General features: G+C 69.1%; 16 protein-coding genes. 10 read left to right on the top strand and 6 right to left on the bottom strand.

The genetic code is table 11. The annotated features are described in order from the left end of the window. Position 1 precedes the first annotated feature (1 nt). Together WA670_RS41735 and WA670_RS41740 are read right to left on the bottom strand one after the other, a co-directional pair. Positions 2-1,228: an MFS transporter gene (locus WA670_RS41735; protein ID WP_336161651.1), complete on the bottom strand. Its 1,227-nt coding sequence runs from the start codon at positions 1,226-1,228 to the stop codon at positions 2-4. Then, on the bottom strand, positions 1,225-1,770 hold the full coding sequence (locus WA670_RS41740) for an ArsR/SmtB family transcription factor (RefSeq protein WP_336161652.1): 546 nt from the start codon (positions 1,768-1,770) through the stop codon (positions 1,225-1,227). The genes WA670_RS41735 and WA670_RS41740 overlap by 4 nt, the downstream gene beginning before the upstream one ends. A 61-nt stretch (positions 1,771-1,831) precedes the next feature. Here WA670_RS41740 and WA670_RS41745 point away from each other — a divergent pair, with 61 nt between their 5' ends. The 3 genes from WA670_RS41745 to pssA all read left to right on the top strand — a co-directional run bounded on the left by WA670_RS41745 (position 1,832) and on the right by pssA (position 4,248). Continuing rightward, a complete protein-coding gene (locus tag WA670_RS41745) occupies positions 1,832-2,122 on the top strand; it encodes a GlsB/YeaQ/YmgE family stress response membrane protein (protein WP_336161653.1) in 291 nt (96 codons plus the stop codon). Between the two features lie 441 nt (positions 2,123-2,563). Then, positions 2,564-3,277, top strand: coding sequence for a phosphatidylserine decarboxylase (locus WA670_RS41750; RefSeq protein ID WP_037807903.1), 714 nt, complete (start codon positions 2,564-2,566; stop codon positions 3,275-3,277). Positions 3,278-3,279: 2 nt separating this feature from the next. Then, entirely contained in the window at positions 3,280-4,248 is a 969-nt protein-coding gene (gene pssA / locus WA670_RS41755) for a CDP-diacylglycerol--serine O-phosphatidyltransferase (protein WP_037807905.1), read from the top strand. Positions 4,249-4,258: 10 nt separating this feature from the next. Here pssA and WA670_RS41760 read toward each other — a convergent pair whose 3' ends face one another. Continuing rightward, positions 4,259-4,888 carry a winged helix-turn-helix transcriptional regulator gene (locus tag WA670_RS41760; protein ID WP_238604043.1) on the bottom strand — a complete coding sequence of 210 codons (630 nt, stop codon included), beginning with the start codon at positions 4,886-4,888 and terminating at the stop codon, positions 4,259-4,261. 64 nt (positions 4,889-4,952) lie between these two features. On the opposite strand from WA670_RS41760, the gene WA670_RS41765 reads away from it, so the two are divergent. Beyond that, positions 4,953-5,819, top strand: a complete 867-nt coding sequence (locus tag WA670_RS41765) for an alpha/beta fold hydrolase (protein WP_336161655.1) — start codon at positions 4,953-4,955, stop codon at positions 5,817-5,819. A gap of 51 nt (positions 5,820-5,870) precedes the next feature. Continuing rightward, complete coding sequence (locus WA670_RS41770) at positions 5,871-8,159, top strand: AAA family ATPase (RefSeq protein ID WP_336161657.1); 2,289 nt, start codon at positions 5,871-5,873, stop codon at positions 8,157-8,159. 151 nt (positions 8,160-8,310) lie between these two features. On the opposite strand, the gene WA670_RS41775 is transcribed toward WA670_RS41770, so the two are convergent. Beyond that, positions 8,311-8,973 (bottom strand): LytR C-terminal domain-containing protein, encoded by a 663-nt coding sequence (locus tag WA670_RS41775; RefSeq protein ID WP_336161659.1) that lies wholly within the window; start codon positions 8,971-8,973, stop codon positions 8,311-8,313. Next, positions 8,970-9,278, bottom strand: a complete 309-nt coding sequence (locus WA670_RS41780; protein ID WP_037807914.1) for a DUF3263 domain-containing protein — start codon at positions 9,276-9,278, stop codon at positions 8,970-8,972. The genes WA670_RS41775 and WA670_RS41780 overlap by 4 nt, the downstream gene beginning before the upstream one ends. A 139-nt stretch (positions 9,279-9,417) precedes the next feature. On the opposite strand from WA670_RS41780, the gene WA670_RS41785 reads away from it, so the two are divergent. From WA670_RS41785 to WA670_RS41800, 4 genes are all read left to right on the top strand, one after another. Further along, positions 9,418-9,984 carry a peptide deformylase gene (locus WA670_RS41785; protein ID WP_043827268.1) on the top strand — a complete coding sequence of 189 codons (567 nt, stop codon included), beginning with the start codon at positions 9,418-9,420 and terminating at the stop codon, positions 9,982-9,984. Positions 9,985-10,237: 253 nt separating this feature from the next. Further along, positions 10,238-11,881, top strand: coding sequence for a phosphomethylpyrimidine synthase ThiC (thiC, locus tag WA670_RS41790; RefSeq protein WP_336161662.1), 1,644 nt, complete (start codon positions 10,238-10,240; stop codon positions 11,879-11,881). Beyond that, positions 11,878-12,702 (top strand): bifunctional hydroxymethylpyrimidine kinase/phosphomethylpyrimidine kinase, encoded by an 825-nt coding sequence (gene thiD, locus WA670_RS41795; protein WP_037807920.1) that lies wholly within the window; start codon positions 11,878-11,880, stop codon positions 12,700-12,702. The genes thiC and thiD (WA670_RS41795) overlap by 4 nt, the downstream gene beginning before the upstream one ends. 16 nt (positions 12,703-12,718) lie before the next feature. Further along, on the top strand, positions 12,719-12,922 hold the full coding sequence (locus WA670_RS41800) for a hypothetical protein (protein WP_037807930.1): 204 nt from the start codon (positions 12,719-12,721) through the stop codon (positions 12,920-12,922). Here WA670_RS41800 and WA670_RS41805 read toward each other — a convergent pair. Continuing rightward, positions 12,919-13,926 carry a phosphatidylinositol-specific phospholipase C domain-containing protein gene (locus tag WA670_RS41805; RefSeq protein ID WP_442893170.1) on the bottom strand — a complete coding sequence of 336 codons (1,008 nt, stop codon included), beginning with the start codon at positions 13,924-13,926 and terminating at the stop codon, positions 12,919-12,921. The two genes, WA670_RS41800 and WA670_RS41805, sit on opposite strands and share 4 nt — an antisense overlap. Before the next feature lie 112 nt (positions 13,927-14,038). On the opposite strand from WA670_RS41805, the gene thiD (WA670_RS41810) reads away from it, so the two are divergent. Then, on the top strand, positions 14,039-14,868 hold an 830-nt coding region (gene thiD, locus WA670_RS41810; RefSeq protein ID WP_037807932.1), incomplete at its 3' end, for a bifunctional hydroxymethylpyrimidine kinase/phosphomethylpyrimidine kinase.

Here is a 14,868-nt window from a genome sequence, read left to right on the forward strand (position 1 = left end):
GCTAGCTGGGCGATTTCGCAAGCGCGACTTGGGGAAAGTCCCGCTCCCGCCGCAACGGACCCAGCAGCAGCACCCCCAGTGAAGCCAGCTGAACGCCCACCATCGCGAACATCGCCACCCGCACCCCGGCCGCCTGTCCGAGTGCCCCGCCCGCCAAGGCACCCAACGGGATCGTGCAGTAGTTGACCATCGACGAGCTCGCGCTGATCCGCCCGTAGAGATGGCGCGGGCAATACCGCTGCCGAAAGGTCGCGCCCAGCACGTTCGACCCCACCACCCCCGCCGCGATACCGGCTCCGGCGAGGACAAACAGCATCAATCCCCACCCCGGCTGGGCGAGCGGGCCGAGCAGCATCGCTGGTACCACCAGGGCCTCGCACCACAGGAAACCCCACGCCGTGCCGGTCCGTCGGGCGACTCGGCTCACCAGCGTCGCGCCTAGCACCCCGCCTACCTCGCCTAGGGCGAGCACAAGCCCGACGGCCGCCGGGCCCTGGCCTAAGTCGTCGACCAGGAAGACCACAGCCACCGCGTAAAACCCGTTCAGGGCAAGGTTCGCGACCCCGCCCGACAGGACCAGGACCCGCAGGTAAGAGTCCCGCACCACGATTCGCATTCCTTCGGCGATTTCGGTGCGCAACCGCGTTCGCGGACGCGGCGACGGCTCGTCCGCGCGCAGGAAACCCAGACACAGTGCGGAAAACCCGAAGCTCAACGCATCCACGAGCACACCGCTGACCGGCCCGAACGCGGAAGCCAGCAGTCCAGCCAAACCCGGACCGCCCACCTGTGCCGCGGATTCCGCGCCCTGGAGCCGGACGTTGGCCCCCAACAAGTCCGCATCGTCCACAACGGACGGTAGGAAAGCCCGATAGGCGAGGTAAAAGAAGACTTTGGCGAACCCGCCGACCAAAGCCGCGGCCAGGAGCAGCGCAAAGGAAAGAAGACCGAAAGCCCACGAAACAGGCACAGCAAGGAAAGCCGCCATCTGGATGACGTCGCAGACCAGCATCACCCGCCGTTTAGGCCACCGGTCGACCCAAGCGCCTGCAGGCAAACCCACCGCAAGCCAGGGAATCCACGCCGCCGCGGTAAGTGAAGCAACCTCGAACGTCGAAGCGTGCAGCGCCAGCAAAGCCACCAACGGAACCGACGCACTGGCCACCGCGCTGCCGACCGTGCTGACCGTCTGCCCAGTCCACAAGAGACGGAACGCGGCACCCCTCACGGCTGCGCTCTGAAACCACGCCCAAACACGAAAACCGGCTCCCGTTCCGTCGAAGGATCCGCTGCGGCTTTAGCCCCGAACTCCTCGAACAGCGCGAAAATCCGATCGTTCAACTCCGCCAATTCCGCAGGCGTCAAGCGCATCCACGCATCAGAGGAAAACCACGCATCGCGCCATTCCTCCGGAGCCGTCTCCATTTCCGAAAGCCAGCCCCGCGACAACGTCATCTGCCGATCGAGGCTCACCGTCTCCGCGACCTCCGCCACCGGATCCCCGGCGAAGTCCGAAGTGGCCCACGACAACGTGCCCGAAGGACGCCGCCACCACCGCTCCCGCCGGTCGCGCGCCAGTTCCGGCGCTTCGACCACCAAACCGGCCCCGGAAAGCACCTTCAGGTGGTGGCTCACATTGCCCACCGCCTGCCCGGCTTTCTCCGCGAGCACCGACGCGGTGGCCGGGCCGTCGAGTTTCAGCACGTCGAGCAGGCGGCGGCGCAGTGGATGCGACATCGCGGCCAGTACCTGGGAATCGCGGACCTCCATGTTGCACAAGAGTAGTTGTACAACAACTCTTGTGCAATAGCCCGCAGGTATCCTCGCGAGCATGGGCATCATCCTGTGGATCGTCTTCGGCGCGCTGGTCGGCTGGATCGCGAACCTCGTGGTCGGCGGCCGGGAACGGCAGCGGCAGGGCTGCCTCGTCAGCGTGCTGGTCGGCGTGGTCGGGGCGGCGCTCGGCGGTTTCATCTACCGGCTCGCGACCGGTGAGCAGCAACACTTCGAGTTCGATTTCCCGAGCTTCGGCGTCGCCATCCTCGGCGCGATCGTGCTGCTGCTCGTGTTGCGGCTGGTCAGCGCCGCGACCACGAGCCGGCGCGATCGTGACCGTTGGTAACGGTTTCCCGACGATCTGTCAGAACACCTGGGCGACGGGCTAAACTGATCCGTTCCGCGCCCGGGTGCGTGCTTCGTCGGGGGACGCATGCACCCGGGCCGCGTCCCGCACGAGCCGAACAGCGTGAACAGGGTCGACGAGCTGGGGAACGGGCACCGAGAGGACATCCCGGCGCCAGTCGCGCAACAGCCGCGCGAGCAGATCGGGTACTGCCATCGTCTCCCTCGCCAGGTCGGCCCGGGCACCGGTCCCGAGCGGCGTCAACTACCCGGTGTTATCGGATTGTTCGACGCGTCGTTACCGGTTTGTGGTCGCGCCCACCCGCGCCGGGACAACCCTTACGACCAGGGGCCGCCCGGTCCGCCGCAAGCGGGCGGTAGCGTGGGGAAGCCCAAATCGGACCCTTACACCGACCGAGACGAACAGCGGGGAACTCGACCCATGAGCGGCCAGCCCACCGGTAACCCCCTCGCGCACGCTGTCCAGCTGGCCCGCGAGACGTTCCCGCCGATGCACCCGGCTGGACGGCCGTTCCTGTTCGGCGGCCTCGCCGCGACGTTCGTGCTGCGCCGGTTCTCCAAGCGCCTCGGCGTGGTCGGCGCGCTCGCCACCGCGGGCATGACGGCGTTCTTCCGCGAGCCGAAGCGCGTGCCCCCGGTGCGCGACAACGTCGCGATCTCGGCCGCCGACGGCACCGTCTCGCTCATCGAGGAAGCGGTCCCGCCCGCCGAGCTCGGCCTTCCCGCCGAACCGCGGATGCGGGTGAGCGTGTTCCTGTCGGTCTACGACGTGCACGTCCAGCGCACGCCGGCGGCGGGCGTGATCTCGAAGGTGGCGTACAAGCCGGGCAAGTTCCTTTCCGCGGACCTCGACAAGGCGAGCGAGGTCAACGAGCGCAATTCGCTGGTGCTGCACACCGTCGACGGCCACGAGCTCGTCGTCGTGCAGATCGCCGGACTGGTCGCGCGCCGCATCCGGTGCGACGTCCGCGAGGGCGACAAGGTGTCCGCGGGCGAGACCTACGGCATCATCCGCTTCGGCTCGCGCGTCGACACTTACCTGCCGCCAGGCAGCCGGGTCGTGGTGGCCAAGGGCCAGCGGACCGTCGGCGGCGAAACCGTGCTCGCCGAACTTCCTGCGCAGGGAGAAAGCTGACCATGGTCCGCGTGACCACCCCGGGCGTCCGGCTGCTGCCGAACGCGATCACCGTGCTCGCGCTCTGCGCCGGACTCTCCTCGGTGCAGTTCGCCCTCACCGGCAACTACGCGATGGCGATCGGCTCGATCGGCATCGCCGCCGTCCTCGACAGCCTCGACGGCCGCATCGCCCGGCTGCTCGACGCGACGTCCAAAATGGGAGCCGAGCTCGACTCGCTGTCCGACGGCATCTCGTTCGGCGTCGCGCCCGCGCTGGTGCTCTACGTCTGGCAGGCGCACGGCGACCGCATCGGCTGGGTCGCGTCGCTGATCTTCGCGGTCTGCATGATCCTGCGGCTCGCCCGCTTCAACACGCTGCTCGACGACACCGACCAGCCGCCGTACGCCGCCGAGTTCTTCGTCGGCGTGCCCGCGCCGGCCGGCGGGCTGGTCGCGATGCTGCCGCTGATCGCCACGCTGCAGTGGGGCGAGGGCTGGTGGTCCGAGCAGTACGTGGTGCTCATCTGGACCATCGCGGTCGCCGCGCTGCTGATCAGCCGCATCCCGACGCTGTCGCTCAAGACGGTGAAGGCCCCGGCGAAGGCGATCGCGCCGCTGCTGGTGGGCGTCGGTCTGCTGGCCGCCGCGATCATCGTGTTCCCGCTGGCCGCGCTCGCGGTCGCGCTGGTGCTGTACCTGCTGCACATCCCGTACTCGGTCTACCGGCACCGCTGGCTCGCCGCACACCCGGAAGCCTGGGAAGTGCCGCCGCGCGAACGCCGTGCGATCCGCCGGGCCCGCAGCCACCGACGGCTGCGGTTGCGCCCGGCCTCGGGCCGAGTCGCCGGTGCGGCGATGCGCGCGGTGCGGCGCACGAACTCGGACCTGGTGCGGACCCGGAATCTGCGCGAACGGGACCACAGCTCGGCCACGTCCGGACCTACGCAGCGGCGGCGGAGCTGGCGTCGGATCGGCATCCGGCGCCGGTAATCCGGCCTCGTCAGATCCCAAACACAGCACGGACCACAGACTCAGCACCGTCGATCTCGATCATCCCGAGCGCACGGGCGTCGTCGAGTGCGAGCGCGCCCGCGGCGAGGCCGAGGGCGCAGGCCGGATCAGCGCGGACGGTGGCGTCGAGATCGCTGCCGTCCCGCGGGCCGACCTCAAATCCCGACCGCGTCGCTCGGAGCTGGAAAGGCGCGCCGCCGACCTCGATGCCCACCGTCGCCGCGGTTCGGATCTTGACCCGGGCGTCGAGCAGCGCGGGAAGCGCGAGGGCGAGCCATTCGGGACGGAACGAGTCGCCCTCGGGGCCGCGAATCATCAACGGAGCGGACCAGCGGATCAGGCTCTCGATCGGTTCGCGCAGCTCGGCGCCCCACGGCGTGAGGGCGTACTCGACCACGCTGCCCTTGTCCGCCAGCCGCCGTTCGAGCACGCCCGCGGTCTCGAGGTCGCGGAGCCGGTCGGCGAGCAGGTTGGTCGCGATGCCCGGGAGCCCGTCGATCAGGTCCCGGTAGCGCGCGGGGCCGATCAAGAGCTGGCGGACGATGAGCAGATTCCACCGGTCGCCGACGATTTCGAGGGACCGGGCGAGCCCGCAGTACTGACCGTAGCTGCGCATCATTTCCTCATGCTTGACAATCTCAAGTACGCTTGGCTTCCTCAATCATAGCGTCGAGGGGTCCGAGATGGCTGAGAGCGCACGGCCCGCCTGGGTCGACGACGATCTGTTCCCGTTCAAGAGCCGCTTCGTGGACATCGACGGGCACACCGTGCATTACGTCGACGAAGGCTCGGGCCCCACGCTGCTGCTCCTGCACGGCAATCCGACCTGGTCATTCCTCTGGCGCGACGTGATCAGCGCCCTGCGGGACGACTTCCGCTGCGTCGCTCTCGACTACCCGGGTTTCGGGCTGTCGACCGCGAAGTCTGGCTACCGCTATCTACCCGAGGAACACGCCGACGTGGTCACCGAGTTCGTCGACGCGCTCGACCTCAGCGGCGTCACCCTGGTCGGACAAGACTGGGGCGGCCCGATCGGCCTCGCCGCCGCGGAGCGTCGACCGGACGTCTTCGACCGGTTGGTGCTCGTCAACGCCTGGGCCTGGCCGGTCAACGGCGACCCGTACTTCGAGGCGTTCGGCCGGATCGCGGGCGGACTGCCGATCCGGTTCCTGGCCCGGCAGTTCAACCTGGTCGTCAAGGCGTTCCTCCCCATGGGCCACCGGAAGCGGAAGCTGACCGCGGCCGAGACAGACCACTATCGCCGCGCGATGGACACGCCCGAGCGGCGCCAGGCATCCGGCGTGCTGCCTCGCCGCCTCCTCGCCAGCCAAGCTTTCTTCGCCGAGGTCGAGGCCAACCTTCCCGACCTGCCGACCTTGATCGTGTGGGGCAACGCTCAGATCGGCTTCCGGCCGCGGGAGCGCGAACGCCTGGAAGCGTCCTTCCCGAATCACCAGACGGTGGCCCTCGACGGCGTCGGCCTCTACGTGGAGTCAGACGCACCCGACGAGTTCGTCGCCGCGATCCGCGACTGGTCGGCAACGCGGTAAGCGGCCTTTCGTTCGCGCATAACCGCCCGCCGGTTCATTAGGGTGAGCAGGGTGAGCGATCCGCAGATCACCCTGACCGTCCGGCACACGCCGTCCGCGCTCGACGCGCGGCGGGGGGTTGTCCGGCTGCACCCGGAAGTGCTCGACGCGCTCGGCCTGCGGGCCTGGGACGCCGTGCACCTCACCGGAGCGCGACGCAGTGCCGCGTTGGCCGCGCCCGCCGCCGAGGAGGCGACGCCGGGGGTCGTGTTGACCGATGACGTCACCATGTCGAACCTCGGCGTCGCGGAGGGCCGCGAGGTTGTCGTCTCGCCAGCAGAGGTGACAGCTGCCCGCACGGTCACCGTGTCCGGGTCTCGGCTCGCGTCGGTTTCGGTGTCCCCGCAGACGTTGCGGCTCGCGCTCACCGGCAAGGTTTTGACCCGTGGCGACGCGGTTTCCCTGCTGCCGCAAGACCTCGCGCCCGCGCCGGGCTCGGACGTCGCCGCCGTGCGTGGGCAGCTGTCCCGCGTGATCGGGGCGACCTGGACCAACGAACTGCTGACCGTCACGGCGACGGAACCGGCTGGCGTCGTCGTGGTTGGACCGTCCACAGTGGTCAGCTGGCGGGACGGCGCCCGCACGGGCACGCCGACCAGCGAACCGCCGACGCGCTCCGCGACCGCGCTCGTTCGCACCACTGCTGTCACCGCCGCCGAGGATTACCTCGAAGCGGAGATCGTCGAAGAGGTCGTCACCGAGGCCCGCGAGGAAGAGCTGGACGAGCCGGTGCCGGTCGCCGATCTGGTCGGGGCCGAGGGCGCGGCGCGCAAGCTGGCCGAGTGGTTCGATCTGGCGTTCCATCGGCCAGAGCTGCTGGCGAAGCTGGGTACTTCCGCGCATCTGGGCGTGCTGCTGTCGGGACCGGAGGGCGTCGGCAAGGCGACGCTGGTGCGGGCGGTCGCCGCGGCGGAGAAGGTGCGCGTGGTGTCGGTGACCGCGCCGAATATCGCCGTGCTGGAACCGAATGCGGCACACCGCTCGCTGCGCGAGGCCATCGACCGGGCCGCGGACGGCGACGGTCCCGGCGTGCTGCTGATCAACGACATCGACGCGCTGCTCCCGGCCACCCAGCCGCCGCCGGTGGCCACAGTGGTCCTGGAGGAACTGCGCGCCGCGCTGCGCCGGGACAGGCTGGCTGTGGTCGCCACGACCGCGCGGGCCGAGTCGGTGGATCCGCGGCTGCGCGGGGCCGACCTGCTCGACCGCGAGCTGGGCTTGCCGCTGCCGGAAGCGAAAACCCGCGTCGAACTGCTGCGGATCCTGCTCCGCGACGTGCCGGTCGAATCCGGTGCCGACCTGGGCGTGCTCGCCGAACGGACCCCCGGTTTCGTCGCCGCCGACCTGCTCGCCCTGCGCCGCGACGCGGCGTTGCGGGCCGCGCTGCGTCAGCGGGACGTGGACGAACCCAAGATCTCCCAGCAGGACCTGCTCGACGCGCTGGCCACCGTCCGGCCGATCTCGCTGTCCACTTCGGACAACCTGGCCACCGGCGGCCTGACGCTGGACGACGTCGGCAACATGACGTCGGTCAAGGAAGCACTCACCGAAACCGTGCTGTGGCCGCTGCGCTACCCGGACTCGTTCGCCCGGCTCGGCATCGAACCGCCGCGCGGCGTGCTGCTGTACGGCCCGCCCGGCGGCGGCAAGACGTTCCTGGTCCGGGCGCTCGCCGGCACCGGCGCGCTGAACGTGTTCGCGATCAAGGGCGCGGAACTGCTGGACAAATGGGTCGGCGAATCGGAACGCGCGGTCCGCGACCTCTTCCGCCGGGCCGCCGACGCCGCCCCCTCGCTGATCTTCCTCGACGAGATCGACGCGCTCGCCCCGCGCCGCGGCCAGTCGTCCGACTCCGGCGTGGCCGACCGCGTGGTCGCCGCGCTGCTCACCGAACTGGACGGCGTCGAGCCGATGCGCGAGGTCGTCGTACTGGGCGCGACGAACCGGCCGGAACTGGTCGACCCGGCGCTGCTGCGACCCGGACGGCTGGAGCGGCGGATCTACGTCCCGCCGCCGGACGCCGAATCCCGCGCCGCGATCCTCGCCGCGACGGCGAAGCACACCCCGCTCGCGTCCGATGTGGACCTCGCGGCCACCGCGGCGGCACTGGAGGGCTACTCGGCCGCCGACTGCGCCGCGCTGATCCGAGAGGCCGCGCTGACCGCGATGCGCGAGTCGCTGGAGGCACGCGAGGTGACTGCGGCGCATCTGGACAAGGCACGCGAGGCGGTGCGGCCCTCGCTGGACGCCGCGCAGCTGGCGACGCTGGAGGCTTACGCGCAGGCGCAGCAGGAACGCTGAGGACGCCTCCGCAACCGAGCTGTACGTGAGGGGAACCCTGACGGAATCTGATTCCCGCAGGGTTCCCCTCACGTACCTCGAGCGCAGCCGAGCGCCGGGCCCGGCAGACATGACAAAGCCCGCGCCGTAGCGCGGGCTGTCACGAACCGGGTCAGCTGCCCTGGTGGCCGCCGGGCCGATAGTCCTTCGTGATGATCACTATGACGCCCGGGCTCGAGTTCTGGATGCCGTCGAACCGGGGCTGGGCCTGGAAGCCGAACTCCTTGGCCAGCTGTTTCGCGGCGGCTTCCTCGTCGGTGCCGGGCCGGAAGTAGGCCGTGGTGGCCGGGATGTTGCCCTGCGAGTAGTTGCCGACCTCGGCGACGTTCCAGCCCGAACCGCGGAAGTCGGCGGCGGCCTGTTCGGCGAGGTGCTTGATCAGCGAGTTGTTGTAGACCCGCAGGGTGACCCACTTGTTCGAGGCCTGCTGGTCCGGACCCGCCTGGCCCGGCTGCCCTGGCTGCTGGCCCGGCTGGCCGCCGGGCTGCCCTGGCTGGCCCGACGACGGTGCCGACGAAGCGGCGGACGACGAGGCCGGTGCCGACGAGGCGGGCGACGACGGCGCGGAGCTGGGCGCCGAGGACGAGGACGACGACGGCGCGGACGACGATCCGCCGGGCGCGCTGGGCTCGCCGGACGTGCTCGGCCCGGCGTTCTGGTCGCCGCTCGTGTTGAGCACGGTGACCCCGCCGATGACGGCGGCGACGACCGCTACCCCGATCAGCGCGACCCCCGTGGCCTTCAACGGCCGGGACAGTCCCGAGAAGACGCTCATGACAGCTCGATCCCCAACCGCCGGGCCCCGCGTTTGCGCTGACGGGCGGCGCGCGTTTTGCGCAGCCGCTTGACCAGCATCGGATCGGCCGCGACGGCCTCCGGCTTGGCCAGCAGCGTGTTCAGCAACTGGTAGTAACGGGTGGAGGACAGTCCGAAGCGCTCCCGGATGGCGTTCTCCTTCGCCCCGGCGTGGCGCCACCACTGCCGCTCGAACGCGAGGATGTCCAGTTCGCGTTCGGTCAGGCCACCGACATTCTCCGGCGGCGACGGCTGGTTTTCAGCCATCGACTCCGCGGCGTCCATGCGGTCCTCGCAATCGGTGTCGGCAGTCCTTCCGCGGGCGTCATTGAACCACGGAACCCATGCTCGACATGGGCATCCGACACGGCGCGTCACGGTCCGATCCAGGTGTACCAGAAGGGTCCGACTAAACTCGGCGTCCGTGACCGTCCACCCCATCTGCATCGCCGGCGAACCCGTGCTGCACCAGCCCACGCGCGAGATCACCGAGTTCGACGACAAACTCGCCACCCTCGTCGAGGACATGTTCGAGACCATGTACGCGGCCGAGGGCGTCGGCCTCGCGGCCAACCAGATCGGGCTCGACCTGCGGGTGTTCGTATACGACTGCCCGGACGACGAGGGCGTCGAGCACAAGGGCGTGGTGGTCAACCCGAAGCTCGAGACCTCCGAGATCCCGGAGACCATGCCGGACCCGGACGACGACTGGGAAGGCTGCCTCTCCGCCCCGGGCGAGTCGTACCCGACCGGGCGCGCCTCGTGGGCGAAGGTGACCGGCTTCGACGTCGAGGGAAATCCGATCGAGGTCGAGGGCACCGGCTACTTCGCGCGGTGCCTGCAGCATGAGACCGATCACCTCGACGGGTTCATCTATCTGGACCGGCTCGTCGGCCGCCACGCGCGCGCGGCGAAGAAGATGCTCAAGAAGAACAAGTGGGGCGTTCCCGGTCTGACCTGGCTGCCGCCCAAAGAACCCGCGGACGCCTGACGCGCGCCGAATTTCCCGAAGGCCTCCCCGGAATCACCGGGGAGGCCTTCGTCGTCCTTCGGCCAGACGGGCGGCGGGGTTGTGCCCGACCGAGGCGCCATGGCATCGTCGGACAAGCAACCTCAACCGAATGCAACGCGGGAGCTCGCGCCTTGGCGGGCTGAGAGGGTGGCTGGTGTCCATCTCGCGGACACCCGGCGTCACCGACCGCATGAACCTGACCGGGTAATGCCGGCGTAGGGAGTGAACGTCGTTGACGACGCTCGAAAACCAGGGTGCCATCGCCCCGTCCGTCACCACCGGGCCGATCACCGGCTCGCGGAAGGTCCACCACCGCACCGAATCCGGACTGCGGGTTCCGGCACGGCGGATCGACCTGTCGAACGGGGAGCATTTCGACGTGTACGACACGTCCGGCCCCTACACCGATCCGGACGCGAACATCGATGTCCACAATGGACTGCACCCGCTCCGCTCCGGCTGGGCTGACGGACGGGAGCACAACACCCAGCTCGGCTGGGCGAAAGCCGGGGTCATCACCCGGGAAATGGAGTTCATCGCCGCGCGCGAACGCTGTACTCCGGAGTTCGTGCGGGACGAGGTCGCCCGCGGTCGCGCGGTGATTCCGGTCAACCGCAAGCACCCGGAGACCGAGCCGATGATCATCGGCAAGAACTTCCTGGTGAAGATCAACGCCAACATGGGAAACTCGGCCGTCTGGTCCTCTGTGGAGGAAGAGGTCGACAAGATGGTGTGGGCCACCCGCTGGGGAGCCGACACGATCATGGACCTCTCCACCGGCAAGCGGATCCACGAGACGCGCGAGTGGATCGTGCGCAACTCGCCGGTCCCGGTCGGCACCGTGCCGATCTACCAGGCGCTCGAAAAGGTCAACGGGGAGCCGGAAAAGCTCACCTGGGAGATCTACCGCGACACCGTGATCGAGCAGTGCGAGCAGGGCGTCGACTACATGACGGTGCACGCGGGCGTGCTGCTGCGCTACATCCCGCTCACCGCGCGCCGGGTCACCGGCATCGTCAGCCGCGGTGGGTCGATCATGGCCGCCTGGTGCCTCGCGCACCACCAGGAATCCTTCCTGTACACGCATTTCTCCGAGCTGTGCGAGATCCTGCGCGAGTACGACGTCACGTTCTCCCTCGGCGACGGCCTCCGTCCCGGCTCGATCGCGGACGCCAACGACCGGGCTCAGTTCGCCGAACTGGAAACCCTCGGCGAGCTGACGCACATCGCGCGCGAGCACGACGTGCAGGTGATGATCGAAGGCCCCGGCCACGTGCCGATGCACAAGATCAAGGAAAACGTGGAGCTGGAGGAAAAGCTCACCGGCGAGGCCCCGTTCTACACGCTCGGCCCGCTCGCCACGGACATCGCCCCGGCGTACGACCACATCACCTCGGCGATCGGCGCGGCGCAGATCGGCTGGTACGGCACGGCGATGCTGTGCTACGTCACGCCGAAGGAGCACCTCGGCCTGCCCAACCGCGACGACGTGAAGACCGGCGTGATCACCTACAAGATCGCCGCGCACGCCGCCGACCTCGCCAAGGGCCACCAGTACGCGCAGGACTGGGACGACGAGTTGTCCAAGGCCCGCTTCGAATTCCGGTGGAACGACCAGTTCAACCTGTCGCTCGACCCGGACACCGCGCGGTCCTTCCACGACGAGACGCTCCCCGCGGAACCGGCGAAGACCGCGCACTTCTGCTCGATGTGCGGGCCGAAGTTCTGCTCGATGCGGATCACCCAGGACGTGCGCAAGTACGCCGAGGAGCACGGTCTGTCCTCTGTGGAGGCGATCGAGGCGGGCATGGCCGAGAAGTCCGCGGAGTTTTCCGAGCAGGGCAACAAGGTCTATCTGCCCGTGGTCAACCAGTGACAGTCACCCCTCGTACCGCCCTCACCATCGCCGGATCCGATTCCGGCGGTGGTGCGGGCGTGCAGGCGGATCTGCGCACGTTCTTCGCCAACGGCGTGCACGGCCTGGTCGCGCTCACCGCGGTCACCGTGCAGAATTCGCTGGGCGTGCAAGGGTTTTCCGAGATCCCGGTCGACGTCGTCACCGCGCAGATCAAAGCGGTCGCCGAGGACATGGGCGTCAACGCGGCGAAGACCGGCATGCTCGCTACCGCGGACATCATCCAGGCGGTGGCGAAAACGCTGGATGAAGTCCACATTGGACGCACTACGGACACCCCGTTCGTAGTCGACCCGGTGGCCGCGTCGATGACCGGCCACGCGCTGCTGCGTGAGGAAGCGCTGGAAGCGATCCGCACGGAACTGTTCCCGCGCGCCACGCTCATCACGCCGAATCTCGACGAGGTCCGGCTGCTGACCGGCGTCAGCGTCACCGACGCGAAGAGCCAGCACGCCGCCGCGGAAGCGTTGCTGGAGTTCGGTTCCCAGTGGGTTCTGGTCAAGGGCGGGCACCTCTACGACGCCGCCGACTGCGTCGATCTGCTCACCGACGGCTCGGCGGTCATCGAGCTGAGCGGACCGCGCATCGACACCGAGAACACCCACGGCGGCGGCGACACCATGGCGTCCGCGATCACCTCATCGCTCGCGAAGGGCGCGGACGTGCCCACCGCGGTCGCGGAGGCGAAACGGTTCATCGAACGCTGCGTCCAGGAGGCGTATCCGCTCGGTGCCGGGGTCGGCCCGGTTTCCCCGTTCTGGCGGCTCGCGAATCCGCAGTGAATGCGACACTGGCCGGATGAGCGAGACACCGGAAGCATTGTGGGCGCGGCTGCCGCTTGAGGTGCAGCACGAGGTCGACGGCCTGGTCACCGAGCACCGCACCGCTTCGGCGGTCAAAACGATCCGCAAATCGGGCGTCACGCCGCGGCCGGGGATCGCCGAAGCGCAAGCGGTGTACGAATACCGGATGTCGGTGCTGAAGCCGCCGCCGCGCTTTTAGCCGCGCGAGTCGACCGTCGGCAGCACGGTCGTGAGGCCGGTCCAATCGGACGTCACCACGGACGCGTGCTGTTTGGCCAGTTCGGCGACGCGCTGGGTCGCCTGGTCGACGGTCGGGTTGTGGTCGTCGATGGCCGGCGCGACGTTCTGGGCGTCCGTCATCACCACGTAGTAGTGGTTTTCGTCGTACCAGGACATTCCGGCCTTCGCGAGCCATTCGCTCGCGTCTCCGTCGAAAACGACAAACCATGGTTTTTGCTCCGCGGTGTATTTGTCGCGTGGATCGCCGTCGGCGGCACCGTGCACGGTCGGGAAGATCTGCACCGAATTCAGCTTCCCGGCTGCCTTCTGGTCCAGCAGGTAACGGACGTACTCGACATCGGTGTGCAGCGTGTCGGTCGGGTTTCCTTCTTCGACGGTGCCGGGGATGATCTCGGTGAGCACCTTGCCCCGCAACGCGTCCAGCGTCGGCCAGTTGTCCGCTTTGGACGCTTCATCCAGCGTGGCGTGGCTGCCGAGCAGATCCGCGGGTTTGAACGCCGCGTCGCCGAGATGGTCGCGGAACGCGGCGTCCAGCTGAGCCGGGCCGAGGCCGGTATTCGCCGAGAACCCGGTCTTCATTTCGATCTTCACCGTGAGCGGCCCGCGGCCGGGATGGGCGCCGAGCCAGATCCGGATGTCGTCCAGGCACGATTCGAGGTCCTTGTTGGCCCCGCCGGAGTAAAGGTCGGCCGCGGTGTGCGCGTCGACGCAGTTGTTGCCGTTGCCCAGCGGGCTGGAGTGGCTGACCTTCCACTCGTGGGTGAAGAAGTCCGGCCAGACGTCGAGTTCGAGCAGGGACGAGCCGTTGTCCAGCGCCTGCGCCAGGTACGGGTACGCGGCCGGGTCGTAGGTGTTGTGCACGCCGACCGTGGTCACGTGCGAAAGCTGGGGGCTGTCCGCGCTGGCGACCCCCGGTACCGCCAGCGTGGACAGGAGCAGGAGACCGGCCGCGGCGAGCTTCACTGATGTCTCCTTCGTCACGGGGACCAGCACGAACGTTTACTGTGCCATCGTGGTGGACTGTGAATGAAGCACAGTTGCCTCAATGGACCAGACCAGAAGTCGGAACGCGCACATGACTGAGAACCCGAGCCCGCCCTCCGCGCTCACCATCGCCGGATCGGATTCCGGCGGGGCCGCCGGGCTGCAGGCGGACCTGCGGACCTTCCTCACCTGCGGGGTGCACGGCCTGGTCGCGGTCACCGCGGTCACCGTCCAGAACACGCTCGGCGTGCACGACCGCGCCGACCTCCCGCCGCACATCGTCGCCGGACAGATCGAGGCGGTCGCGGCGGACATGGGCGTCGGCGCGGCGAAGACCGGCATGCTCGCGTCCGCGGAGATCATCCACGCGGTCGCGGCGGCCTGCGACAAGGCCGGGATCGGGCGCGACGGCGCGATCCCGTTCGTGGTCGACCCGGTGGCCGCGGCGATGACCGGCCAGTCGCTGTTCGACGACGACGGCCTCGCCGCGCTGCGCGACGAACTCCTGCCGCGCGCCACCGTCCTCACCCCGAACCTGGACGAGGTGCGGCTGCTCACCGGCATGACCGTGACCGACCGCGAAGGCATGCACACCGCGGCCGTCGTGCTGCACCAGCTGGGCCCGAAGTACGTGCTCGTGAAGAGCGGCCACCTGCAGTCCGACCCGGAGTGCGTCGACCTGCTCTTCGACGGTTCGACGTTCGTGGAGCTGCCCGGCCCGCGCTGGCAGACGCCGCACACGCACGGTGCTGGCGACACCATGGCGTCCGCGCTGACCGCCGGGCTGGCCAAGGGCATGCCGGTGGTCGAGGCGGCGCGCTACGGCAAGTGGTTCGTGTCGCAGGCCGTCGAACACTCGTACCCGATGGGCGCGAAAGTCGGCCCGGTGTCGGCGTTCTGGCGGCTGGCCCCGGAAGAGCG

The organism is Amycolatopsis sp. VC5-11, assembly GCF_037034185.1.
GTDB classification, from domain to species: Bacteria; Actinomycetota; Actinomycetes; order Mycobacteriales; family Pseudonocardiaceae; genus Amycolatopsis; species Amycolatopsis nivea.

Excerpts from the sequence above, each read along its gene's own strand:
- WA670_RS41740 (WP_336161652.1), bottom strand. The coding sequence starts at position 1,770 with ATGGAGGTCCGCGATTCCCAGGTACTGGCCGCGATGTCGCATCCACTG.
- WA670_RS41745 (WP_336161653.1), top strand. The coding sequence starts at position 1,832 with ATGGGCATCATCCTGTGGATCGTCTTCGGCGCGCTGGTCGGCTGGATC.
- WA670_RS41750 (WP_037807903.1), top strand. The coding sequence starts at position 2,564 with ATGAGCGGCCAGCCCACCGGTAACCCCCTCGCGCACGCTGTCCAGCTG.
- pssA (WP_037807905.1), top strand. The coding sequence starts at position 3,280 with ATGGTCCGCGTGACCACCCCGGGCGTCCGGCTGCTGCCGAACGCGATC.
- WA670_RS41760 (WP_238604043.1), bottom strand. The coding sequence starts at position 4,888 with ATGATGCGCAGCTACGGTCAGTACTGCGGGCTCGCCCGGTCCCTCGAA.
- WA670_RS41765 (WP_336161655.1), top strand. The coding sequence starts at position 4,953 with ATGGCTGAGAGCGCACGGCCCGCCTGGGTCGACGACGATCTGTTCCCG.
- WA670_RS41775 (WP_336161659.1), bottom strand. The coding sequence starts at position 8,973 with ATGAGCGTCTTCTCGGGACTGTCCCGGCCGTTGAAGGCCACGGGGGTC.
- WA670_RS41780 (WP_037807914.1), bottom strand. The coding sequence starts at position 9,278 with ATGGACGCCGCGGAGTCGATGGCTGAAAACCAGCCGTCGCCGCCGGAG.
- WA670_RS41800 (WP_037807930.1), top strand. The coding sequence starts at position 12,719 with ATGAGCGAGACACCGGAAGCATTGTGGGCGCGGCTGCCGCTTGAGGTG.